The sequence below is a fragment of the Chitinophagales bacterium genome (genome assembly GCA_013816805.1).
Classification (GTDB): Bacteria; Bacteroidota; Bacteroidia; order Chitinophagales; family UBA10324; genus MGR-bin340.
The window spans coordinates 106,413-131,295 of the sequence record JACDDS010000012.1 but is presented as its reverse complement, the minus strand read 5'-3'; the positions used below and the strand labels follow the sequence as shown (position 1 = coordinate 131,295).

Annotated in this window: 23 protein-coding genes and 2 tRNA genes; 12 read left to right on the top strand and 13 right to left on the bottom strand. The window is 38.6% G+C overall.

The window, feature by feature from the left end:
* The first annotated feature begins 108 nt into the window (after positions 1-108).
* Complete coding sequence (locus tag H0W62_11500) at positions 109-327, top strand: hypothetical protein (GenBank protein MBA3649154.1); 219 nt, start codon at positions 109-111, stop codon at positions 325-327.
* Between the two features lie 180 nt (positions 328-507).
* On the opposite strand, the gene H0W62_11495 is transcribed toward H0W62_11500, so the two are convergent.
* Positions 508-1,206, bottom strand: coding sequence for a dienelactone hydrolase family protein (locus H0W62_11495; GenBank protein MBA3649153.1), 699 nt, complete (start codon positions 1,204-1,206; stop codon positions 508-510).
* 203 nt (positions 1,207-1,409) lie between these two features.
* On the opposite strand from H0W62_11495, the gene H0W62_11490 reads away from it, so the two are divergent.
* Together H0W62_11490 and H0W62_11485 are read left to right on the top strand one after the other, a co-directional pair.
* Entirely contained in the window at positions 1,410-1,640 is a 231-nt protein-coding gene (locus H0W62_11490) for a DUF2905 domain-containing protein (protein ID MBA3649152.1), read from the top strand.
* Between the two features lie 46 nt (positions 1,641-1,686).
* Complete coding sequence (locus H0W62_11485) at positions 1,687-2,196, top strand: hypothetical protein (protein ID MBA3649151.1); 510 nt, start codon at positions 1,687-1,689, stop codon at positions 2,194-2,196.
* Between the two features lie 12 nt (positions 2,197-2,208).
* Here H0W62_11485 and H0W62_11480 read toward each other — a convergent pair whose 3' ends face one another.
* Both H0W62_11480 and H0W62_11475 read right to left on the bottom strand, forming a co-directional pair.
* Complete coding sequence (locus H0W62_11480) at positions 2,209-3,504, bottom strand: aspartate kinase (GenBank protein MBA3649150.1); 1,296 nt, start codon at positions 3,502-3,504, stop codon at positions 2,209-2,211.
* Positions 3,505-3,546: 42 nt separating this feature from the next.
* Complete coding sequence (locus H0W62_11475) at positions 3,547-4,032, bottom strand: GNAT family N-acetyltransferase (protein ID MBA3649149.1); 486 nt, start codon at positions 4,030-4,032, stop codon at positions 3,547-3,549.
* 357 nt (positions 4,033-4,389) lie between these two features.
* Here H0W62_11475 and H0W62_11470 point away from each other — a divergent pair, with 357 nt between their 5' ends.
* Positions 4,390-7,947 (top strand): fibronectin type III domain-containing protein, encoded by a 3,558-nt coding sequence (locus H0W62_11470; GenBank protein ID MBA3649148.1) that lies wholly within the window; start codon positions 4,390-4,392, stop codon positions 7,945-7,947.
* Between the two features lie 164 nt (positions 7,948-8,111).
* A complete protein-coding gene (locus H0W62_11465; GenBank protein ID MBA3649147.1) occupies positions 8,112-9,506 on the top strand; it encodes an arginine decarboxylase in 1,395 nt (464 codons plus the stop codon).
* A 101-nt stretch (positions 9,507-9,607) separates the two neighbouring features.
* Here H0W62_11465 and H0W62_11460 read toward each other — a convergent pair whose 3' ends face one another.
* From H0W62_11460 to H0W62_11420, 9 genes are all read right to left on the bottom strand, one after another.
* Entirely contained in the window at positions 9,608-10,369 is a 762-nt protein-coding gene (locus tag H0W62_11460) for a response regulator transcription factor (protein ID MBA3649146.1), read from the bottom strand.
* Positions 10,370-10,464: 95 nt separating this feature from the next.
* Positions 10,465-11,079: a YceI family protein gene (locus H0W62_11455; GenBank protein ID MBA3649145.1), complete on the bottom strand. Its 615-nt coding sequence runs from the start codon at positions 11,077-11,079 to the stop codon at positions 10,465-10,467.
* Positions 11,080-11,169: 90 nt separating this feature from the next.
* Positions 11,170-11,616 carry an Hsp20/alpha crystallin family protein gene (locus tag H0W62_11450; GenBank protein MBA3649144.1) on the bottom strand — a complete coding sequence of 149 codons (447 nt, stop codon included), beginning with the start codon at positions 11,614-11,616 and terminating at the stop codon, positions 11,170-11,172.
* A 161-nt stretch (positions 11,617-11,777) separates the two neighbouring features.
* Entirely contained in the window at positions 11,778-12,443 is a 666-nt protein-coding gene (locus H0W62_11445; GenBank protein ID MBA3649143.1) for a DUF2461 domain-containing protein, read from the bottom strand.
* A 47-nt stretch (positions 12,444-12,490) separates the two neighbouring features.
* Positions 12,491-13,225 (bottom strand): hypothetical protein, encoded by a 735-nt coding sequence (locus tag H0W62_11440; protein MBA3649142.1) that lies wholly within the window; start codon positions 13,223-13,225, stop codon positions 12,491-12,493.
* Positions 13,226-13,227: 2 nt separating this feature from the next.
* Entirely contained in the window at positions 13,228-16,098 is a 2,871-nt protein-coding gene (locus H0W62_11435; GenBank protein ID MBA3649141.1) for a glycosyltransferase, read from the bottom strand.
* A gap of 78 nt (positions 16,099-16,176) precedes the next feature.
* Positions 16,177-17,091: a D-glycero-beta-D-manno-heptose-7-phosphate kinase gene (locus tag H0W62_11430; GenBank protein ID MBA3649140.1), complete on the bottom strand. Its 915-nt coding sequence runs from the start codon at positions 17,089-17,091 to the stop codon at positions 16,177-16,179.
* Positions 17,092-17,197: 106 nt separating this feature from the next.
* Positions 17,198-18,391: a pyridoxal phosphate-dependent aminotransferase gene (locus tag H0W62_11425; GenBank protein MBA3649139.1), complete on the bottom strand. Its 1,194-nt coding sequence runs from the start codon at positions 18,389-18,391 to the stop codon at positions 17,198-17,200.
* Positions 18,392-18,593: 202 nt separating this feature from the next.
* Positions 18,594-18,667 (bottom strand) — tRNA-Met (locus H0W62_11420).
* Positions 18,668-18,793: 126 nt separating this feature from the next.
* Between H0W62_11420 and H0W62_11415 the strand changes: the two genes are divergently transcribed.
* The 6 genes from H0W62_11415 to H0W62_11390 all read left to right on the top strand — a co-directional run bounded on the left by H0W62_11415 (position 18,794) and on the right by H0W62_11390 (position 23,863).
* Entirely contained in the window at positions 18,794-20,260 is a 1,467-nt protein-coding gene (locus H0W62_11415; GenBank protein ID MBA3649138.1) for an HD domain-containing protein, read from the top strand.
* Between the two features lie 63 nt (positions 20,261-20,323).
* The gene (locus H0W62_11410; protein ID MBA3649137.1) at positions 20,324-21,016 is read left to right on the top strand and encodes a hypothetical protein; all 693 of its coding nucleotides are present in this window, start codon (positions 20,324-20,326) and stop codon (positions 21,014-21,016) included.
* Positions 21,017-21,088: 72 nt separating this feature from the next.
* The gene (gene miaA, locus H0W62_11405) at positions 21,089-21,994 is read left to right on the top strand and encodes a tRNA (adenosine(37)-N6)-dimethylallyltransferase MiaA (GenBank protein MBA3649136.1); all 906 of its coding nucleotides are present in this window, start codon (positions 21,089-21,091) and stop codon (positions 21,992-21,994) included.
* A 172-nt stretch (positions 21,995-22,166) separates the two neighbouring features.
* Positions 22,167-22,496, top strand: a complete 330-nt coding sequence (locus H0W62_11400; GenBank protein MBA3649135.1) for a winged helix-turn-helix transcriptional regulator — start codon at positions 22,167-22,169, stop codon at positions 22,494-22,496.
* Positions 22,497-22,567: 71 nt separating this feature from the next.
* The gene (locus tag H0W62_11395) at positions 22,568-23,410 is read left to right on the top strand and encodes an arsenite methyltransferase (GenBank protein MBA3649134.1); all 843 of its coding nucleotides are present in this window, start codon (positions 22,568-22,570) and stop codon (positions 23,408-23,410) included.
* A gap of 96 nt (positions 23,411-23,506) precedes the next feature.
* The gene (locus tag H0W62_11390; GenBank protein MBA3649133.1) at positions 23,507-23,863 is read left to right on the top strand and encodes a hypothetical protein; all 357 of its coding nucleotides are present in this window, start codon (positions 23,507-23,509) and stop codon (positions 23,861-23,863) included.
* 186 nt (positions 23,864-24,049) lie between these two features.
* On the opposite strand, the gene H0W62_11385 is transcribed toward H0W62_11390, so the two are convergent.
* Positions 24,050-24,123, bottom strand: a tRNA-Arg gene (locus H0W62_11385).
* A 182-nt stretch (positions 24,124-24,305) separates the two neighbouring features.
* Between H0W62_11385 and H0W62_11380 the strand changes: the two genes are divergently transcribed.
* On the top strand, positions 24,306-24,857 hold the full coding sequence (locus H0W62_11380) for a YqgE/AlgH family protein (protein ID MBA3649132.1): 552 nt from the start codon (positions 24,306-24,308) through the stop codon (positions 24,855-24,857).
* Positions 24,858-24,883 lie beyond the last annotated feature (26 nt).

The window sequence follows — 24,883 nt, the reverse complement described above, 5'->3', positions numbered from 1 at the left end:
TCTCAATAATTTTTCTAATGCCATGTTTACCACATTTCAACACATTGGTAATAATAATGACAATAATTATATTGATTTGAATACAAATACTAACTTGGAACTGGCTCTATGAATGGGGAAGCCTACAGAATGACTAATGTGATGCCCGATAGTGCTCTGGCGTCTAACATGCGTAAACAAATGGAAAATAGCGAAAAGTTAACCGGTCGTGATCAAAGTGAACATGCAGCTTCAGAACAGGAGCGCCTCACCATTAATGAAAACAATGACTCCGATAGCGGAGATTATCAAAGGAAGTTTAACCAGCAGAAAAAAAGTGATGAATAGCGATCAGCAATCAGCTTAGATGTTGAAAAATTATTTGGAGAAAAACATTTTAGTTATGAAAGTAGTAATGACAAGGCTGGCAAATTTCTGCATTTGACCGATGCTGATGGAACGCTGATTGTTTATGCAACCTGAAATGGCATGGTAGGTTTTATATCTGGATTGAGAGTTCCATTGAGGTTAACGATGATGCGCAAATAACCAGGGTAATAATTCTGGTTCTGCAAAAGCAGAATCCCAGCTATTGTGATTAGCATCAGGATATTCTGTGTACCTAAGCTCTTTATTTTTTTTCTTCAGCTTCATATATAAAGTGCGGTCAAAAGAGGGATCCACTACATCATCCCTGGTCCCATGAAAAATCCAAATAGGGATATGCCGGCCTTTTTTTACCATTAGACTCAAATTACAGGCGCCGGCAATAGGAAAAGCCGCTGCAAAATATTTTGGATAACGGATCAACAGGTCATAGGTACCAAACCCGCCTAAAGAAAGTCCGCCCAGGTATATTCTCTCCTTATCTGCAATTCCAGTTTCGATCAAACTATCGATAAGCCTCTTCAACATTCTCTCAGGATATGCAGGTTGATCATTATAGGGGAAATTCAATTTTTCGTTATGCGTTGCTGTATCAATCTCTGTTTCGTAATATGACCAGGAAGAATCAGGGGGGCATTGTGGAAATAAAATTAATGCAGGAAATTTTTCCCGTACATCTTTTTTTAAAAATAGATCTCCTCCATGTACCAGTTGGTTTTCATTATCAATGCCACTTTCTCCTGAGCCATGAAGAAAAATGATCAAAGGATATTTTTTTTGCGGAAGATAATTTTGCGGGTATAGAATGCGATAACGTAATGTATCATTCCCTTGTGTCATTAATCTTTTTTGGTATAAAGTGTAATCCTGTCCCGTACATAATAAAACCCTTAGGAATAATACTATCATTAAAATAAAACATCTCATTCGTTTAATTTATGAATTGTAAAGGTGACAGATAAATTGATATCAATTTATCATTCCACTTTTTTGTTCTGAAAGATCAGGTTTCAGAGTAACTTTGATAATAATTGAATTTCGTGATGGCTCAATTACCTTCCTTAGGAAAAGTGCTGATTGTTATGGGGATTGTTTTGCTGGTTATAGGAATTATTCTGACACAATTAAACAGGCTGCCATTCGTGGGAAAATTGCCCGGTGACATCCTCATAAGGAAAGGAAACTTTACCTTTTATTTTCCGGTAGTAACCTCCATATTATTGAGTGTAGTACTTACGCTTATATTCTATTTCATAAATAAATTAAAGCGGTAAAAAATTCTGTATGTTTTTTAAAACTAATTCCTGTAAATAAGCCGTTATGAGTTTTGGCACTATAGTTTATGTTATCGTAATTCTTCTTTATGTGATTTATCGGTCACAGCAGGCTAAAAGAAAAAAAGAATCAGATAAGGAAAGTAACATACCAAAGAATCGTGAGAGAAAAAGTGATGTTACTGCACCTGCTTCAACCCCTTTGCCCCCACAGCAGCAACGTTCCCTCTCTGATGTCTTTAGGGAAGTTGAAATGAATGCCAAGCCGTATGGACAGCAATATAAGCCAGCAGTAAAACAGAAAAATGTCCGGAGGCAGGCCCCGGTGAAGGTTCCACCTAAAAAAGAATTTCAGCCCGTTTCAACTGGAAACTATTCCAGAGAAATGACATCTGATAAGGGTACAGCGTACGCACTGGAACAGGATGTAATAAAACAGGGAGAGGTTGGAAATTATAATTACAACTTTGATATACCGGCAGATAAACCGATGCTTCAATTAGATTTTAAAAAAGCAATAATTGCTAATGTTATTTTAAACCGCCCGGAGTATTAAATTTAGATTCTCTCACAATTGATCTGAAATCAAATCCCTCATTACAAGCTGGACTGTATTTCTGCTTTTCTGTTCTAACAGGATTTCCTTTCCTGAAGTATATTTTTCTATTAAGCTTTCTGTATAATGCCGGATAGTAAGTAAATCCAGGCCACCATTGGTTTTAATAGAAAAGTTTTCATCAAGTAATTTTATAACAGTAGATAAATTTTCATTTCTATCGATGCAGATAGAAAAGCTGATTGCAGCATTTTGCATCATATTCATCTTTACGTTGTATTGAGAGAGTACCCCGAAAATAAAACTAAGGTTGTCTTCGGCAATAAAAGAAAAATCTTTTGAGGTTATGGAAAACAGCAACTGATCTTTTTTCAATACTAGTATTGGCATGTTGTTTTTGACTGAGCCTGAGTCACGGACAGGTGGTAATTCTCCTATAACAGTACCTTGCTCATCGGGATGGATAAATGATCTTACATACAGGGGGATGTTTTTATTCTGCAAGGGTTTTATTGTTTTCGGATGTATTACTGAAGCACCATAGTAAGCCATTTCAATTGCTTCGTGATAAGTCAGGTTGTCAAATTTTTCGGCATCGAAAAAATAGCGCGGATCTGCATTTAGTACGCCGGCAACATCCTTCCATATTGTCACACTTTCTGCTTGAAGGCAATATCCAAAGATAGCGGCTGTATAATCCGAGCCCTCACGGCCGAGAGTGGTAGTATAGTTTTCGGCAGTTCCTGCCAGAAATCCTTGTGTGAGTACAAATTGATCATTTAACAGGCCTGGAATTTTGGTTGCGATATTTTTTTCAGTAACATCCCAAAAGACTTTTCCTTCGCGGTAAGTGTTGTCAGTCCGGACGAAATCGCGTACATCCATCCATTGTGTTTTAAGGTTACAGTGATTCAAATAGGCGCTAACCATTTTAGTGGATACCATTTCACCAACTGAAACAATCTGATCGTACAAATAATCATATCTGTCTGAAGGTAAATCTTCCAGGATCCAGTCTATTTCTACAAATGAGTTGTTTATTTCATTAAATACCGGATGATTTTTTTCTTCAAATAATTCGTTTAAAATGTTAAAGTGTTGACTCTTCAGGTTATCCAGGAGTTCGTGTGCGTTTTCTTGTTTATTGAAATATGCATTAGTTATCTCTTCTAGTTTATTGGTTGTTTTATCCAGGGCAGAAACTACAATAACAACCTTTTCATCCTTATATTTTTTGAGGATAGCAAATACATTACGAATAGAAGCGGCATCCTTTATAGAAGCACCACCGAACTTGAAGACCTGAATCATAACAACAAAAAGATTTCATTCGGGTTGCTGCCTTTCGAATCAGTCAATTGTATTTGTAAATAATTCTCCAATTTGTTCTTTTGTCAGTTTGCAGGTGATCCACTCCGGATCCAGTGAAGCATCATATTTTTTATAGAAATTTATAGCTGGCTCATTCCAATTCAGCACATGCCATCTGAATTGATTAGCTCCGATCATTTTAGCAGCATACCCCACCGCTTCAAATAGTTTTTTCCCGATGCCGTAACGTCGGAAATCTTCATTAACTATAAAATCATCGAGGTAAATATATTTGCCTTTCCAGGTTGAATAAGCAATATAATAAATTGCAATACCTGCCACCTCATTATTTACTTCCGCAAGATAAGCACTGAATATTGGTTGATTTCCGAAGCCATCTTTTTCCATATCACCTACAGTATTTGTAACCTGATCCAGTGCCTTTTCATACAGCGCTAGTTCTTTGATTAATCCGAGCATAGCAGGAACATCTTTTTTTTCTGCCTTTCGGATGGTAATACTCATAGATGGGTTTTTCAAAAAACAATTATGGATACAAAGGTAAACAAGTTGAAATCGCAGACAGGGAGTATTATATTGAAAATTTATGCACGGTTTTATTAAATAATCAGCTATACCACTTTGCAACTTAATGCATCTGGAACCGTAGATACCCCCGTATTTTATTGAGCGACAACAGATAAAAAGAAAGTTCACCAATATAAAATCAGGTTACCGATAAGAATCGGGGCTATTTAATAATAGTTATATATATAAAAAAATTTGTAAAATAGCTTTTGCTTCAAAGGATTTTTCAAATCTTCTCTTCCAAAAACTTATTACTTCAAATATATTTCATCACATTTCAACCAACCATTCCAAATGAAAAAAATTAAACTCTTTACATTTACCATTGTTATCTTCTGCGCAATGATGATCTGCAACTCGCTGTACGCGCAGGTTACGCAGACTCTTATCGATTATGGTGCACCGAAACTTGTCAACTTTAACGAGCGCGCACAATACGATGTTAAGCATCCTCAGAAATTAAAGCGGCGATTCGTGGAACAGGGTGAGGACCGTGATAATTTTGTATTTAAACCTCAGCCGGTAGATGCAAATGCAATAAACAATAAGGTTACTCTTAATAATCCAAATACCCCTTTGAGTAATTCTCCTGTTGCCTCTGTTAATATTAACGGAGTAATGGATAACGGTACCTTAATACCGCCGGACATTAATGGAGCCGTAGGTATCACTTATGTAATGGAAACGACCAACCAGGAGTTTAAAATCTATACCAAAAGCGGATCGCTTACCAGCACGGTGAGCATTACTACTTTTTTTTCTGCCACAGGAGGCAGCGGATACTATGATCCGCACATCTGTTATGACCCCAATAATGATCGGTTCATCATCTGTATTGATGGGAACGTATCAAATGGTCACGGAGGGCTTTTTATTGCTGTTTCTCAAACCGGAAACCCAACAGGTAACTGGTATACCTACTCCATTGATGCAACCGGGAACACATCCGATTTCCTTGATTACCCGCAAATGGGCTTCAATACAAACTGGATTGTGTTGACTGGTAATGATTTTCTTGGAACGGGTGGCAATGCAGGAAAAATTTATGTCTTCAACAGGGCCGGTCTTTACAGCGGCACGCAGGGAAGTGTAAATACTTTTACCGATAATACAGTTTCTTTAATTTCTCCTGCTACTACGTACGATAATTCACAAACAACTGAATATATGGTTGCAGATTGGAATGGAAATTCGGGTGGCAACGGTTATGTTAAAATCTTTACAATTACAGGTTCGGCAACTGCTCCTGTATACAGTGCAGGAAATACCATAGGGGTGAATCAACCATGGAGTGAATCTACGGTAGGTGCCAAACAGTTAGGCAGCTCGAACACGATTGAGGATGGTGATACCCGCATACATAGTTGTATTTACAGGAGTGGTTCCTTATGGTTTTGCCATTCCGTATTTCTTCCTGCATCTTCCCCCACGCATACAGCTAATGATTGGTGGCAGGTGAATCCATCTAACTCAACCGTTACGCAGTTTGGCCGGATTGAAGATACTAATGGCAGCACTTTTTATTATTATCCAAGTCTGGATGTGAATGCCAATGGAGACATGATGATTGGATATTCCATGTCGGGTACAAGCAATTATGCAAGCGCTGTCTATGCATACCGTGCTTCGACTGATGCCCTGAATACCTTACAGTCGCCGGTTATTTATAAAGCAGGAGTGGCGAGTTATTACAAAACATTCGGCAGTGGCCGCAACCGCTTTGGAGACTACTCCGGTACTGCTTTTGATCCTTCAAATAATTCTTTCTGGACTTTCCAGGAATGGGCAAATACCTCAAACAATTGGGCCACTCAAATCGCCAATGTGCCGGCTACCGGAGGCGTAACATGTAACGCTCCCACAGGAATGTCCACCTCAGGAATAACAAACACGTCCGCAACATTTTCCTGGACCGCAGTAAGCGGTGCCAGCAGCTACAATGTACAATACCGGAAAGTAGGAACTTCCACCTGGACAACAGCATCATCCTTGTCAACTTCTTATAGTGCAAGCGGACTGACTGCCGGCACTAATTACGAATGGCAGGTCCAGACCGTATGTTCCGGTGGAGGAACTTCTGTCTTTACAGCATCCACCACTTTTACAACTACCGGTACGGCGCCATGCAATGCTCCAACCGGACTAACAACCAGCAGCATTACAAGCACTTCAGCCACTTTTTCATGGGGTGCTGTATCTGGTGCCCCTAGCTACAATGTTCAGTATCGTAAAACAGGCACTACTACATGGTCAACTGCTTCAACAAGTTCTGCTTCATACAATGCAACCGGTTTAACAACGGGCACTACCTATGAATGGCAGGTTCAAACGGTTTGTTCAGGTGGCGGCACTTCATCATTCACAGCATCCACCACCTTTACAACTACCGGAATTACTTATTGCAGCTCCGTTGGAAAGACTCTGGATGGAATTACCAATGTTACTTTTAATACCATTAACAATACCACCTCGGGAACCACTTCGGGTTATACTGATTATACTGGAACGCAATCAACTACGGTAAGTCAAAACAGCACGTACACATTATCTGTTAAGATCAACACCGGTGGTAACTATACCAATTATACGAAAGCATGGATAGACTGGAACCACGACGGGACTTTCAGCACTACAACCAATGAAGAATATAATCTGGGAACGGCTGTAAACGTTACTAGCGGCACCACCAGTCTTTCACCTGTATCAGTTTTAGTCCCATCAACTGCTGTGGTTGGTACTACGCGCATGCGTGTTTCTACACAGTATAATGCAAACCCAACACCTTGTAGTGCCTCATTCGATGGCGAAGTAGAAGATTATTCTGTGGTGGTTTCATCAGGAGGAACATCTTGCGGAATTCCCTCCGGACTCTCTTCTTCATCCATAACTTCATCAGGTGCAACAGTGAGCTGGGGCGCCGTAAGCGGAGCTACTTCATACAATTTACAGTATAAAGTATCTACTACTTCTACCTGGACTACTGTTTCCACCAGCAGTACTTCTTACAATCTTACGGGATTAACTGCAGGCACTACCTATAATTACCAGGTGCAGGCGGTTTGTTCGGGTGGCTCTTCTTCCTATTCCTCACAATCTTCTTTCACTACTTTGAGCGGTACTGTAACCTATTGTGCGTCTAAAGGAAGTAGTACAGCATATGAATACATAAGTAAAATTCTATTGGGAAGCATCAATAATACCAGTGGAAATAACAATGGCTATGGGAATTATACAAACCTGAGCACCAGTCTTGCTGCTGGAGTGTCAAATACCATTACAATGACTCCCGGATTTGCAAGCAGCTCTTATACTGAATACTGGACCCTATATATTGATTATAATCACAATGGCATCTTAAATGATGCGGGTGAAACCGTGGCAACAGGTAGTGGTACGGCAGCAGTTTCAAAGTCTTTTACAGTTCCATCTACAGCTTTAAATGGCGCTACCCGCATGCGCATCCAGATGCATTATAATAGCTCGAGCACTAATCCATGCGCAACGCTCGACTATGGGGAGGTAGAAGACTATACGGTAAGTATAACCGGCGGGCAACGATTAGAAAATACTGATCTGATTGCTAAGACTATATCAATCTCTGTTTCACCGAATCCGGTGTCAGCAGCAATTTCAGTTGCTGAATTTCAATTGATCACGGAGGGAAATGTCAGGCTTGAAATATTTGACCTCTATGGTAAACAGGTACAAGCTATTAACACGGGTAATCAAAGTGAGGGAAAACGCCAGTACGAGATAGCCCACCTGGATGAACTGGCAGCCGGTAATTATGTTATCTTACTTTTTGAAAACAATCAGCTGATAGCACGTAACAAATTTGTAATTGCAGAATAGCAGGCGAATGAAACTTAAAAGCCCCTGCAAATCGCGGGGGTTTTTAATTTAAGCCATAGACTTGCTTCTATTGCACTGGAGAAAAATGCCTTTAGAATTCCAAAATCATGTACGTTTGCACACCGCTAAAAAATAACATGCCCTATTAGCTTCCGTATATAAAGATGACTAACACCTATAAGGACCTCATTCAACAAACGTTTGACTTTCCGCAGGATGGCTTTGAGGTAATAGACAACGAGCTTTACTTTAACGGTGTTTCCATAATGAATCTGGTGCGGAAATACGGCACCCCATTTAAGCTGATCTATCTGCCTAAGATCTTTTCCCAAATACAGAAAGCAAAATCGCTCTTTAAAAAGGCCTTTAAGGAACACAAGTACGGAGGAAAATACTATTACTGCTATTGTACAAAAAGCTCTCATTTTGCACACATACTTGAAGAGGTTGTCAGCAATGATGTTCATCTTGAAACTTCTTTTGCCTATGATATTAATATCATTCGAAAGCTCTATGAGAAAAAAGCGATAGACAAGGACCGGTTTATAATCTGTAACGGTTTTAAAACAAGAGTTTATACAACTAAGATTGCTGCACTTATCAATGACGGATATACTAATGTAATTCCTGTGCTTGATAATATGGATGAAATACATGCATATCAGCGTACTGTACGCGGCACGTGTAATATAGGCATACGAATAGCCGCCGAGGAAGAGCCAACCTTTGAATTTTATACCTCACGGCTTGGAATACGCTGGCGCGATATTCTGGAATTTTATGTCCAGAAAATCCACAACAACAAAAAGTTTATGCTGAAGATGCTTCACTTTTTTATAAATACCGGCATCCGTGATAATGCATACTATTGGAGTGAACTGAATAAAGCTCTAAACGTTTATTGCCAATTAAGAAAAATTTGTCCAACACTGGATTCTATTAATATTGGAGGAGGCTTTCCTGTAAAAAATTCTCTTGGCTTCGACTACGATTATGATTACATGATTCGCGAAATAGTACTGCAGATTAAGAATGCCTGCAAAAAAAATAAGATCCCGGTACCTAATATTTTTACAGAGTTTGGAAGTTTCACGGTAGGGGAAGCGGGTGCCAATATCTATAAAATAATAGGGCAGAAACAACAGAACGATGCTGAGCTCTGGTATATGATCGACAGCTCTTTTATAACCACTTTGCCTGATACCTGGGGTATAGGGCAGCGATTTTTAATGCTCCCCATCAACAAGTGGGATGTAGATTATCAAAAAGTAAACCTTGGAGGATTAACCTGCGATAGCCAGGATTATTATAACTCAGAAGTACACATCAACCAGGTTTTTCTTCCTAAAAACAGCAACGGGGAACCATTGTACATTGGGTTTTTTCATACGGGTGCATACCAGGATCAGTTGAGCGGATATGGTGGAATTAAACACTGCCTTATTCCATCCCCAAAAGTTGTGTTACTCAATAAAAATAAAAAGGGTGAAATGGAAGATTGGCTATTTGCCAAGCAGCAATCGTCCGCAAGCATGCTGAAGATATTGGGTTATAAATGATGAGAGGTAATTTGTATTTCTGCCTGGTAAATTTTATCCTAATCACATTAACATAAAGAATTTCTTATCTGCAATTATAAGTTCGATTTAAGATTGATTTCTTATTCACCGGCAAGCCATTTCTTAAAATCAGAGGATCGCTCAACGCTGGTAATGGTTTCATGGCTTGAGGGTGGGTTCAGAAGAATTTTTACCCGTGATTTTGAATAGGCAAGCATTTTTTCGATGGCTTTGATATTGACTATAAATTGGCGGTTTATCCTGAAGAACTTTTTTGGATTCAGGGTATTTTCGAGCTTATCAAGATTCAAGTCAATTGAAAACCTTCTGTCATCTTTAGTGCATAGAAAGATTACTTTTTCTTCTGTATAAAAATAAGCTACGTCTTCCACTTCTATAGCCCGTATGTTTTGACCATAATGTACTACCAGGCGTTTAATGTACTGATCCTGATCTTTGGAAAGTAATTGTGCCACTTTAGAATAATCCAGGGAACTGGCTTGCTGATAATGCATCTTTTCGAATTTATCGAGAGCGGATCTTAACTCTTCTTTTTTGATTGGCTTAAGTAAATAATCGATGCCGTTTACTTTAAATGCTTTTACTGCATATTCATCATAGGCAGTGATAAAAATTATCGGGCAGGTAATTTTCTGATGTCGGAAAATATCAAAGCTGGAACCATCAGCTAGATGAATATCCATAAGCATCAGATCCGGATGATCATGCGTGGAAAGCCAGTTAACTGAGCCTTCTATACTATCCAGAGATGCAACTATCCTGTAATCAGGCCCTATGCTCTTAAGTAACTTTTCTAACCGCTTTACAGCAGGTTCTTCATCTTCTATAATGATCACATTCATAGCCAGCTTATTGCTCGGGTGACGGAGGGTGTTTTATGATACTAAGAAAGAAAATCTTTTGCATATGAAATTAAGCTATCTGGTTTGGTTATTTCTTAATCACTCACCTTCTTTAAATCGGCATGTAGCGTAACATCTATTTCAGGAGCAATTTTTTGATATACCACTTTAGGAACTTTAATCTGATGATCTTCAAGCAAAACAGGAAATTTAGATTGCACTACTATATGATCCTGGAACACTTCAATTGCTCCGTTTATAATTCTTTCCTGCGGAATGCCATGTATGGTTAGCTTACCCTTGGCTCTCACCTCATATTTACCCGGAATATTAAAGTCCACAGATTCAATAATCTTTCCATCGAAGGTGGCCTTAGGATATACATCTGTTTCAAGATAATTCTCATTAAAATGTATTTGTTGCAGCCCGCTGTTGAAGCCGTGAAAGGTATTTACATTTACTGTGAAAAGAAAAGTTCGGGTTACAGGATCTATAGCTCCCTGCATTTCATTTGACCTGGCCGTAATGACTTCCAGGGGAGCATAGGACAAAAATGTTATTTCACCATTGTGGGAAGTAAATAGTTCATTATGAGCCGGAACGTTTGCAGCAACCAGGAACAGAGAACAAATGAAAAATAATCCAAGGTATTTTGGTTGGTGGTGGCGCATGGGTATTTCAAAAATAATGCTTTTGGAAGGAAGGCTCATAATTTGAAAGGAAAACTTATAAAGAAGGCTGCGACATTAAAAAAAAAGCCGGCATCTATTTCAGATGCCGGCTTTTATGTGCTGCTTCAATTAATAAATTTTAACTTCCATTGCAGGCTTTTGCTTAGCTTCTTCCTTCTTTGGAATAAAAATTTTCAAAAGTCCATCAACATATTCACCGCTTATCTTAGTAGAATCCACAGTGTTAGGAAGCGTAAAGGAACGGCTGAAAGATGTGTGGTTAAATTCCCGCATTGTAAATGTTTCATCTTCCCGGTTTGATTCATTTTTCTTTTCTCCGCTCACTGTTAAAAGATTTCCCTCGATCTTAACTGAAAAATCATTCTTGTTAAATCCCGGCACCGCCAGTTCAAGCCTGAAGTGATCTTTAGTTTCTACAGAATTTACCGCAGGGCTTTGAAAGCCGCTAAATGGTTTCATAAAAAAACCTAAATCATCATTTAAAAAATTATTAAAGAGATCGTTGAATCCACGTTCAACGGGGCTTGTGTTATTTTTAAATTTTACGAGTGACATAGTTATAAATTTTTAGTTTCGGCTAATTAAATCAAGGTGCGTACCAGACACCCTGATCAGTCAATATTTCCATTATAATCAATAATTAAAGTCACAAAGTCAGAAAATAAAAATATTTATGAAATTATTTCCGATAATCACCAGTGTAGCAGCTTCAGACCTTATGCGACGGCCCTGTTTATAAAAGATATGAGCGGATGCAATTGCCGGAAAGTTAATATGACCTCCCTAAGGTAATTTTTTGAAAGTACAATCTCATCTTTTATATCCCTGGTAGCGATAAAGCTCTTAAGTTTCAGGTATTCGATAGCAGGGTTATCTGGCGCATAATTTTTTGGAGGCCGCGCCAGTTTTTCTTCAGTACTCAGAGATTCAAATTCTTTTTTGAAAGCAGCGGATTCTATAATTTTTTTGAAATCACTAAAATTATAGTCAATCTCTTGCCGAATCTTATTTACATTATCTGATGGTGGCATCCAGATTCCTCCGCCTATAAAGCAACGGTGTGGCTGCACATGCAGGTAATAACCCGCTGAGGGCAGGTTCTTACCTCCCTTTGCCATCGAAGCTCCCATATTTATTTTATATGGAGATTTATCCTTTGAAAAACGGATATCTCGGTTTATCCTAAATAAACATTTTTTTGCGTCTGGGGTTCCTAAGGATGTATCGAAGAAATTTATTTCATTAATTACTTCCTGCACTACGTTTATAAAAGTATTCCGGATTTCTGCATATGTCTCACGGTTCTTTTCAAACCATTCCTTGTTGTTATTTTTTTTAAGACCAGAAAGAAATTTTAAAGTTTTAGGATGTAGCTGGTGCATAATATTCTTAGAAAAGTTATCTATAAGAAGCGAGGCAATTATGAGTATTAATTTGACTGATCTATTTTTCCTTCAGCAACACAGGTAACACCAGCGAATTTATTTAACTTCCTGAAATGCATTTCAAAGGAACAAATCCTGGTTAGTAAAGTATTTGCCCAGCTGTTGATTCTTTTCATATCTGATTGTGGGATGGCATTTTTACTTTCGAGTTTTCGGGACATCCAAACCAGGGGAAAAATCATTCCATAGATGTAATAAATTTTCTCTGTTCTGTAAAGAGAATCTCTAAGCAAGTTGTTTAATGAGTTCTTAACATATCGCCTGTAGTGACCCAGATAGATGTCATGTCCGCTCCATAGATTCATAAATGCCGGAACAGTGATGAAGAAATAATTTTCACCCACGCACTTTTTTTTAATCGATTCCAGCATTTCCGCATCGCTTATCAGATGTTCCAGAACATCCATCATTACTACAACCGCATCGTTGATTTTAGAGGGTAGAGACAACGACTTTTCAATAAGCTGATTCTTAGTCATTAAAATTTCTTGCTGCGTATAGCCGGTATCTACAAGCCATATCTTTTCGATCATCTCCGGATTATCTTTTATCAATTCATACATAAAAAATCCAGACCCGGACCCAACATCTATAAGGGTCAGCGGTTTTTTTCTTAATAAGAATTTAGATTTTAAAAATTGGACTAAGGGGATTTTTTTTGATTGGTAATACCAATGTTTTTCAGGATCAACACCACTTTCTAATTCTTTCAGGTCCATGGCTATTGCGAGTTCAGTGTTTGCTGTATCTGCTTTGCCTGGGAAAAATATTGTTGCGCCGTTTGAGCATCACCGCTTTGCTGGTACAATTGCCCAAGAATTGTATAAGCCTGGTAATTCATTGCATTTAATTGAATGGCTTTGTTTAAATTGTTCACTGCATTATTAAAATTATTGGTATAGGCATTTGCAACCCCTAGAAGCATGTACCCTTCATCGCTTCCTGGAAATAATTCAATATACTGTTGGGCATATTTAATGGCATCCTCATACTTATGTAAACTCAATTTCACCTGAGCCATCCATAAAGCCACTTCTTCATTTTGCGGATTATCCTTCAGGGCTTGTTCAAAATATTTTTCCGCAAGTTGATTGCTGTCTTTCTGCATAGCATTGTAGCCAATCATGTCGGACTTATCCTTTCTTTCAATTATTGCCGAGAGAGGAATACCATCTGCCTCATTTTTATAAATAGCTTTTTGGGAAGGCCATGTTCCTTTGGTAAGCATGGAAGGGTCAATATTTCTGGAAAAAAAAATTCCATAATCCCAGTCACGTGCACTGCGTGTTTTAGGATTTCCGGGTGCATCCCATTTTACATAAACAATTTTGACTTTGCTACTATCATTCCGGAAATACCAATTCACCGGATCCAAAGCATTGGTTCCTATTAAAATTTTTTTCTCTTTGGATGACGTGTTGTATGCACTTGTTTGCTTTAACCAATCTGATGTTTTGCGAATACTGTTCATATAGTAGTCTGTATCGTATTTTCCATATGCACCTTTTATACCGCCAATCAATTCATTAAAATAAACATATTCATTAGGATGATTTGCCAATGAAAAACGTATGGGTAATACTGCTCCAATTATAATCACTGTAGTGATTATGTATAAAATAAATTTTTGTTTCGGAATAGTAAGAATAAATTGCCACGTTAGAGCGGCCATAACTGCCAGTATTGGAACAATAAATAACATTTGACGCATTCCATCATACAAAGGAGACTTTTGATATACTGTGTATGCCCAGGGAAACAGGGCAGCAAACAGAATTAGCAAGCTTAGCATGAGCGAGAATTTTTTTCTTGCCGGATACCAAATCACGCTATAGGCAATTGCAGCAAACAAAACAATAACAGGAGTTGTAATCCAGAGCCATTGAGGAATATAGTACCAGGGTATTTCTTTTGAAGAAAGCAGCTTTCCGCCGAACAAAACCTGAATACCCACCGAGAAATTAGACATCTCTTTTAAAGCAATAAATGGATTTGATAGGGGATGAAGAAGTCCGTATGGCCAGAAGATCAATCCTCCGAAATAGCCAGCAACGGTTACAATAAGCAAACGTATTAAAAGCGGGCCCCCGGATTTGGTGTTTTGGATCGCTTTTCTCTTTTCAGGTGAAAGAATATATGCTCCAATAACAAAGGTGTACATCATGCCAACCAGCAGCAATCCTCCAATGCGGATATTTATTGTAAATGCAATACCAATTGCTACCATTATCCAGGTCCGTAAAGAAGGGCGGGGCAGTTCCTTCACTGATTTTATGAGATAATAAATAGTAAACACATACCCGAGCGCAAAAGGAATATCTTTTGAATTGTTCATGGATTGCCCAAAAAACTGTGGCCATGTTGCCAAAAAAATAATTGCCAAAAAACCTGTCATCCAGTTACCAATTGCTTTAGCAAGAAGCCCTGCGAATAGAATAGCAAGAAATCCTGCCATGGAGTTTATTAGATGACGCATATCATACTCATCCAATCCACCAACATACCGGTTCGCTGCGGCAGATATAACATTAAAAAGTCCTCCATAGATATAGAGGTTTTCTTTATTGCCAACTTTCAGGTTAAGACAAGAAGCATCTTTTCCAAATGAAGTGTAAAAGTTTAATACCGTTTCGCCATACACCTTCTGATCTAAATCATCTCCCGTGATTCCATAGTTAAAACTCAGCGAAGTCATCATTAAAAAAAGTAACAAACTGGTAGCAAAGAACAGCAGCCTGAAAATTGAATCTCTTTTTTCTAAATCTGGTAGGGAAGCAGCCGAATCTTTATTCGTAATAATTCTTATAGGTGTTAAAACAAAGTACTCCAGTTTAAGCCGGATGGAAACTGCCATTACGCTAAGTAGCATTGGAAGTGCATCTTTTACAGGAGAAATTTTACTGCCTGGTTTGGCTTCCCATACTATGGGCATATCGCGTATAGTTATGCCTTTTAAACTTGCATGATACAGTAGCTCTACATCATGAGCCCAGCTAACAGAACGCTGTTCAGAAAAAATTTGCTTTCCGATGCTTGAAGGATATAGCTTAAAGCCACATTGCGTGTCACGCAACTTAAGGGGAGTAAAAAAACGTACTAACAAATTAAAGATCCTTCCTGTCCGGCGGCGAGATGGAATCTCTTTGATCTTTGAAGAAGAATGTTCACGCGAAGCTATCCAGATTTCATCCTGTGGTAGCTTGTTATTGTTAGCTGACATCCAGTTTAAAATTTCCGCTGGTCGCGCAGACATGTCTGCATCGAGGGTGAGTAAATGCGTTCCGGTTGCAGCTTCGATCCCTTTTTTTAGGGCATAACCCTTCCCATGGTTTTCAGGAAGCTGTATCAGCGTAAACTTACCAGATATTTTCAGCTGTCTGAAAAATGGATCTGAAAGTATAGTTTCATAAGTTCCATCTGTGCTGCCATCGTTAACTACAATTATTTCATAATCGAAAGAACATTTCAATTCAAATTCCTGTAACCCTGAAATCATATCTTTTATACGCTGTTCTTCATTGTAACAAGGTATAATCAGCGATAATTTTCCGGAGAATTTTGATATGCCGGATGGTTTTTTCTGAACAGCCATAGCGTTTTTAAATGATCGCTTGTGTAGATCAGTTAAGTTATAAGATCAGACGATTTCATTAGAAGTGTATTAAATCAATTAACTGTTCCATTGCTCTATCAGCATTTCCCGTGTTATGGGTATCACACCCACATGTTCACATACTAAACCCCCTGCAATATTTGCAATGGAAGCAGCATATTCCAGTGGCATCCCTGCTGCCAGAGCAAGTGTTGCAGTTGCAATCACCGTGTCACCAGCGCCGGAGACATCTGCTATATCACGCATGTGCGCTGCAAGAATAGATCCCTTAGCACCGTTATGATAATATATTCCATCTTCCGATAATGTGATCAGCGTAATTTGCTGATGTAATTGTATTTTTAGAACATCCACTGCCTTATCCAGTTGATTCGTATCAGTCTCCAGGTGATCCATCTTCAGAGCATCTCTCAGCTCCCGCAAATTAGGTTTGAAGACATTAACATTCTTATAAGAAAAAAACCTTTTTTTCTTTGGATCAACTGAACAAAGAACTTTACTTTTCCTGCAGAAACCGATAACTTCATTTATAATAGGTTCGGTTAATACACCCTTATTGTAATCTTCAAAGATCAGTGCATGAGGTTTTTCCCGCATAATAGTATTTCTGATAATATTTAATAATTTCTTTTCATCGCCACTGTTTAAATCAGCCTCTGTTTCAGAATCAAATCGCATCATTTGCTGGTTACGGCTGATGATACGCGATTTTACGGTAGTTACTCTGGTATTACTAGAAAAAATGCCTTCAGTTCCAATTTGATAGGCATTAAGCATCTTTAAGAATGATCTACCCGATTCGTCATTACCAATAACAGAACAGAGAAAAGGAGTAGCTCCAAGCAGTTTAACATTTAGGGCCACATTTGCAGCACCTCCGGGTCGTTCATCTTTTTTTTCTATAGACACCACCGGCACAGGCGCTTCAGGGGAAATGCGGTTAACCTGCCCCCATAAATAAGTATCCAGCATCACATCGCCGACTACTACAACTTTCAAAGGCTTTATTTTCTTAAAAAAATCAATTGCTTTCAATAGAATAAAAATTTACAATTGTACTTTTAAATCTTACAATTGTTTAGTTAAGCATAGCAAGCGCTTTTTTAATCCGCCTGAGTGCTTCAGTTATTTTTTCTTCAGAAGTAGCATATGAAATACGAATGCATTCAGCGTCTCCAAAAGCTTTGCCGGTAACGACACTTACGTTGGCCTGTTCAATAAGATAGAAGCTTAAATCATCTGCATTGGTAATAGTGATGTGTCCGTTTGATTTTCCAAAAAAAGAACTTATATCAGGAAATACATAAAAGGCCCCGTGTGGATAGTTGGCTTTGATGCCTGGAATATCATTAAGTAATTGTAATACAAGATCTCTTCTTTTTTGAAAGGCATCCCGCATTTCCCAGGTTTTGTGCTGGTCAGAAGTTATAGCGGTAAGGGCAGCCCTCTGCGAGATAGTACAAGTTCCGGATGTAATTTGCCCTTGCATTTTATCGCATGCTTTAGCAATCCATAAAGGGGCCGCCATGTACCCGATGCGCCAGCCTGTCATCGCATAACCCTTGGAACAGCCATTAACCACCACCACGCGGTCTTTTAACACCTCAAACTGAGCAATGCTTTCATGTTTTCCTATATAGGAAATATACTCATAGATCTCATCAGCAACAACAATTATCCCCGGGTGTCTTTTAAGCACTTGAGAAAAATCCTTTAATTCCTGTTTTGTAAAGACGGACCCCGTGGGATTACACGGAGAGGAAAAGCAAAATATTTTTGTTTGTGGCGTTATTGCAGCCTCTAACTGTTCTGCAGTAATCTTAAAGTTGGATTCGACAGAAGATGGTATTGCTATCATTTTTCCTTCCGCCAGTTTAATTATCTCCCGGTAGCTCACCCAGTATGGGCTTGGAACAATTACTTCATCACCGGGATTAAGCAGAACCATCATCACATTTGCAAGAGATTGTTTGGCACCTGTAGATACAATTACCTGTTCAGCTGTAAAGCTCAGGTTATTGTCGCGCAAAAATTTATCGGAAATAGCCTGCCTCAAATCAAAAAAGCCGGCCACCGGTGAATACTTTGTATACCCTTCATCTATGGCCCTTTTTGCGGCATCCATAATATGCTGAGGAGTTTGAAAATCAGGCTCACCCAGTGAAAGATCTATAATGTCAAATCCCTTTGCTTTATATTCACGACTAAGCTTCGCCATCTGCAGCGTCTCCGATTCAGCAAGCTGAATAATGCGTTGGGAAGGATGCTCCATACAATAAATTAAAGCGACGAAAATAAGCAAATAAAATACTCTGTTTTTAGAGGAGCAAAGTGCAATGGGCTAGTTAAGTGCTTTATCGAACGCTTATGATTATTGTCTCAAGCACTGTATACACAGGCATTTAGCCATAGCCTTTGACAATAAGCTTGTTGCTTATATGGTGCTGTTTACTTTAAATAATAGCTAAGCAATGTAGCGAGAGAGGGAGTTGAACCCTCGACCTCCGGGTTATGAATCCGACGCTCTTACCAACTGAGCTACCTCGCCATAATTAAAAGAGAGCGCAAATATAAGGACACTTTCTATTTTGAATTCACAGTCAGCTTATGAAGTTTCAGGGTAACTTTGCACAGAACCTATATCTCAGAGCAATTCGCTGAAGAACAGTAACAAATGGAAATCAATAAACACCGCGTTTCACTTCCTTTTTCTTCTGAGGAAAGTGAAATTTTAGAAAAGATTTCATTGGCTGCAGGTCAACTGAAAATGGAGGCCTTTCTGGTGGGGGGCTATGTGCGTGATAAAATATTGAAACGCGATTCAAAGGATATGGATGTTACCGTAATTGGAAGTGGAATTGAACTTGCAGAAACGGTAGCCATGCAATTCACGCCATTGCCACCCATTGCAGTGTATAAAAATTTTGGTACTGCTTTACTTAAGTATAAGGATTTTCAGATTGAGTTTGTGGGAGCGAGAAAAGAATCGTACCGTGCAAATTCCCGAAAACCCATTATTGAAAATGGTAACCTGCCAGATGATCTCTCCAGGCGTGATTTTACTATAAATGCTTTGGCAATACCGCTGAAGCGCAACGGCGAAACAATAGTGCTTGACGCATTTAACGGGTTAGAAGACCTGCATAATAAAGTGATTCGTACACCACTTGATCCTGACATCACTTTTTCTGATGATCCTTTAAGAATGATGCGCGCCATCCGTTTTGCAACACAATTAAATTTCAAAATTAATTCCAGCACTTTTTTTTCAATTTCCAGTAATAAAGAACGCATACAAATTATTTCTGCGGAGCGTATTTCCGAAGAATTAAATAAAATATTACTGGCTCCGAAGCCATCTATAGGTTTCGATCTCTTATTTAAGTGCGGATTACTGGAGATTATTTTTCCTGAATTTGTAAAGTTGTTTGGGGTGGAAAACTATGAAGGTAAAGGCCACAAGGATAATTTTTACCATACTTTGCAGGTACTTGATAATGTGGCACAGCGCAGTGATAGCCTATGGCTTCGATGGGCTGCTCTTTTACATGATATTGCAAAGCCGGAAACCAAACGATTTGAAAAGCAAAAAGGATGGACATTCCATGGGCATGAGGTTTTAGGTGCTAAAAAAGTATCCGGACTTTTTAGAAAATTTCATCTGCCTTTGAATGATAAAATGAAGTTCGTTCAGAAAATGGTGCTATTGCACCTTAGGCCGATTAATGTCAGTAAAGAGGAAGTAACCGATTCTGCAATACGTCGCTTGTTGTTTGATGCTGGAGATGATATTGATTCACTGATGATTTTGTGCGAGTCAGATATTACTTCTAAAAATCAGCATAAGGTTAGAAACTATTTTGAAAATTTTAAATTAGTTCGCGCAAAGCTTAGAGAGGTAGAAGATAAAGATCGAATGCGCAATTGGCAGCCACCAATTACCGGTGAAATTATTATGAAGACTTTTAATAAATTACCCGGTAGAGAAATTGGCACTATAAAAGACGCAGTGAGAGAGGCAATTCTGGATGGCAGAATCGGCAATAATTATCAGGAAGCATTTAACTTTATGTTGGAAAAGGCAAAGGAAGCAGGGTGGGAGGCAGTTAATAAAAAGGATATATTGATGAATGAAACATAAATTTAAGATAAGAATGTACTGCAGGAGATTTAATGTTAATAATAAATTCCAAGATTAGCTAATATGGCTCTGTACAAATTCCGGGTAGTTTACGAAGAAGATGATAGCATCTTCAGAGATATTGAAGTGAAGCCTTCCAATACAATGATTGATTTTGAGGGCTCCATTGTCACCGCCTATAGCCTTCCTTCACCTTATAAAGGTTTATTCTATAAAGCTAATGACAGCTGGCAGCGGGTAAAGCAGATTGATATTGCTGCCAGGCCGGATGAACAAAAAATGAAGGGACGTACTAAGGCCAAGGCACAATCTTTTCCACTTTTGGTAACCTATATCGACGACCCGCATCAAAAATTTGTTTATGAATACAAAGGCAGCCAGGAATTTGTTTTTCTCCTGGAATTAATGTCACTTTCTGGTTCAGAAAAATCTCATATCGCATATCCTTTTTGCGTGAAGCAACAGGGACTTTCCCCATTTAAAAAGGAAGACCTGATGGCGCATTACGGACGTAAACGTGAGAGTATTAGAGAGGAGCAAGTGGTAGACGAAGAGGAGGTGGATATTGAAGAAATGAGCCTTATTGGAGAAGAGGATACTGCGATAGAAGCAGATGATGAAACAGAAAAAACTGAAAAAGAAGACACAGATATAGCAGATGAAACGGACGATCAGGAGGAGGAAGGGTTTATAAAAGAGGAAGACATACCGGATGATGGATTTGGAGAAGGGTTCAGCGAGGAGGATGCGTTGTAATCAGTTAAATGATAAAGTGCTGGCTGCTATCAGCTGTATTTAATTAAACTTTACCGGAAAGATTTATAGCAGGTGCAGCAAAATTACCTGATTGTTTTAGTTGGTCCGACCGCAGTAGGTAAAACACAGGTCAGCATCGAAATAGCAAAATATTTTAGTACTGAAGTTATTTCTGCGGATGCACGGCAATTTTACCGCGAATTAAATATAGGAACTGCCAAGCCTCTTGGCTATGAATTAAAACAGATTGATCATCACTTCATCAATAACCTTTCTATTATTGATAGATATAGTGTTGCTGATTTCGAAAAAGAAGCTTTAGCCGTAATCGAAAGGTTGTTTTTACACAAAAATATATTAGTAGTTACCGGCGGTTCCGGGTTATTCATTAAAGCCATACTGGAGGGTCTGGATTCCATTCCGGAAGTTAGTAATGATACCGAAGAGCATTTGAAAATTTTGTTCCGGGATAAAGGAATAGAAGCGTTACAGCTGTTATTGAAGCAGCATGATCCTGATTATTATAAAGCAGTCGACCTCAATAATCCGCATCGCCTGATTCGTGCGCTTTCTGTTTCCATATCAAGCGGCAAGCCTTTTTCTTCTTTCCTCACGTCAAAAGTGAAGAACCGTAATTTTATTCCTGTTAAAATCGGACTACAGTTGGAACGAAAGGATTTATATTCCAGAATTGATGAGCGCACCGATCGTATGATGAATGAAGGATTACTGGAAGAGGTAAAATTTTTATTAGCTCACCAGCACCGTAATTCCTTGCAAACAGTAGGTTACCGGGAACTCATTTCATATTTAAATCACAATTGCACCCTGGATGAAGCAGTACTAAAGATAAAGCAGCGCACCAGAAATTACGCAAAACGGCAAATGACATGGTTTAAAAAAGATAAAGAAATTAATTGGTTTGCACCAAATGAGATTGATAATATAATCATGCACATCGAGCGAGTTACGGCTTAGTGCTCATCATTTTTTATTTCTCTTGAAACTGATTTAACGATTCTCTGATCATTCTTAATTTTCGATTTTGTTGGCAGCTGAAGATAGTGCTTGCTTTCCTTTTTAAATTTCTTAGGTTTGAAAAAGTTGTAATTAGAAAAGTTAATCGTAATATTGCGATATAATTATAGAAATGGGTTTTGCCAAAATTGAAGAGTTTACGATAAGGGAAAATAAAATCGCTACTTATGCCAAGGCATTGGCGCATCCTGCGCGGGTCGCAATCATAGAACTTCTTCTCAAAAGACAATCATGCGTTTGCGGCGGCATAGTGGAAGAGCTTCCGTTGTCCCAATCTACAGTATCCCAACACTTGAAAGAGCTTAAGAACGCCGGACTCATCAAAGGAGAAATTGAAGGAGCTAGCATCTGCTACTGCATTGATGAAAAGGAATGGTTGCTGGCCAAGCAATACCTGGGTACATTGCTTAGTGTTACGGTTAAAGATAAAGAGTGTTGTTAAAATAATTTTTGATTACTATCGCATGATTACGATTATTAGAATCTGGAAAATCACTTTTAAAACTTAATAAAATGGAAACAGCAGAAGAAATTAAAAAAATGGTTAGAGAAAAGTATACTGAAATAGCACTGCAGGACAAAGTTACTAACGAATCATCTTGTTGCGGAAGTTCATGTTGCTCTGATGAGGTGTACAACATCATGACGGATGATTATAATGATATCGAAGGTTACAAAGCCGAAGCTGATCTTGGCCTGGGTTGCGGCTTGCCTACTCAGTTTGCAAAGATTAAAAAGGGGGATATAGTGATTGACCTTGGCTCAGGTGCAGGCAATGATTGTTTTATCGCAAGAGCAGAAACCGGTGAAACGGGAAAAATAATAGGTATTGATATGACGGAAGCAATGATCAATCGGGCAAGAATCAACGCGGAGAAATTAAATTTTCATAATGTAGAGTTTCGCCTTGGAGAAATAGAAAAAATGCCGGTTACTTCAAATGTTGCTGATGTGATAGTTAGTAACTGCGTCCTCAATTTGGTTACGGATAAGCGGAAAGCGTTTGAAGAGATATACCGGGTTTTAAAACCAGGCGGTCATTTCTCCATATCGGATATTGTTTTAGCAGGTGCTTTACCTTCTAAAATTTTGCATGCCGCAGAAATGTATGCAGGATGTATCTCAGGTGCAATACAAAAAGGCGAATATCTAGCTATAATCCGTGAATCAGGTTTTATAAACATCTCTTTGCAAAAAGAAAAGGTAATAACCGTGCCGGATGATATTCTTTCCAGCTATCTCAGTTCTGATGAGAACAAGCTGTATAAAGAAAGCGGTGCAGGAATTTTTAGCATTACCGTGTATGCCGAAAAAGCAAATGAGATTTGCTGCGACAAAGAAACCCGTTGTAAATAAGCGAATCTTAATTCATACCAAATGAATACAAAATTATTCGTTACAATACTTACAGTCGCAACCCTCTGCAGTTGTAATAATAAATCCCATAATTTGATGACGACCTACACAGCTTCTTCCATTTGTAATGACAATTGCGAAGTAAAGAATCAGCCGGCAAACCTGACTTGTAAGTTAACAACCCCGGAATTACAAAAACGCAAAGCCACTGTGATTGCAAGCTTGCAACAGCAGGTTCTTGAGAAGAAAGAGTTGAAAAATGGTTATGCTTTTAAATTCAATGGGAGTGATAAGATGATTGATGAGCTCACTGAATTTGCAAAAACGGAACGGCAATGCTGTGATTTTTTTACCTTCAATATCATTATTTCCGGTGATACCAGTAGTGTATGGCTTGAACTTACAGGTGTGCCCGAAGCAAAGGATTTTATCAAAACTGAATTGAATCTTTAAGTATTCTGATGAGCAGAATAAAAGTTTTATTTCTCTGCATTCATATACCTGCTTTTATAAGCGAATTGCTGATAATTGCAAAGCGATAGACACCGTTTGAAAGAATAAGCGAATTGAGGTTCGATATTGTGAGACAGTTCAAACTCTTGTGGAGAGCGAATTCTGTACTTTGCCCATATGTAAAAGTGATCCCGGAGGGAGTCAAACCCCCAACCTTCTGATCCGTAGTCAGATGCTCTATTCAGTTAAGCTACGGGACCATTAATCTTTCAATAGTCAATTAACAGAAATCAAAAATACCATTATAAAGGCGCAAAAATAGGTCTTCTTTCTGAAAGAAAAATCTTCTCCTTCCGTTATTATTCTTCCTCTTAAAATGAGTAGTATATTTTTGGAGGTTCAACGGTTATGATGTTATTTTATCACGTTAATTAAACGAGGAATGGAATCACTTTCATCAGGAAAAATTTTAATTGCCGAACCCTTTATGGAAGATCCGTTTTTTAAAGGATCGGTGGTTTTGCTTTGTGAGTACAAGTCGGAAGGAGCTTTTGGATTAATCGTCAATAAGCCTACTGAAATGAAAGTTCATGAGGTAGTTGAGGATTTTCCCGCTGTTGAGAATGTGATTTTCTACGGTGGTCCTGTTCAGCCGAATACGCTGCATTATTTACACAAGAGAGGTGATCTTTTAAATGACAGCATTGAGATATCGGATGGAATTTATTGGGGTGGAGATTTTGAAAAATTAATATTTCTGCTTGATACAAAGCAAATCAGCCCTGACGATATCCGTTTTTTCTTTGGTTATTCCGGTTGGGATCAGGATCAATTAACACAGGAATTAAAAGGAAATTCATGGTTTATTGGTAAAGGTTCTTCCGAATATCTTTTTAGGGAAGAGCCTCAGCAGCTTTGGCGCACCGCACTTCGCGATATGGGTGATCGCTATAAAGTAATTGCTAATTTTCCTGAAAATCCAAGCCTTAACTAATGAAATCAACACTGATATTTTTGCGC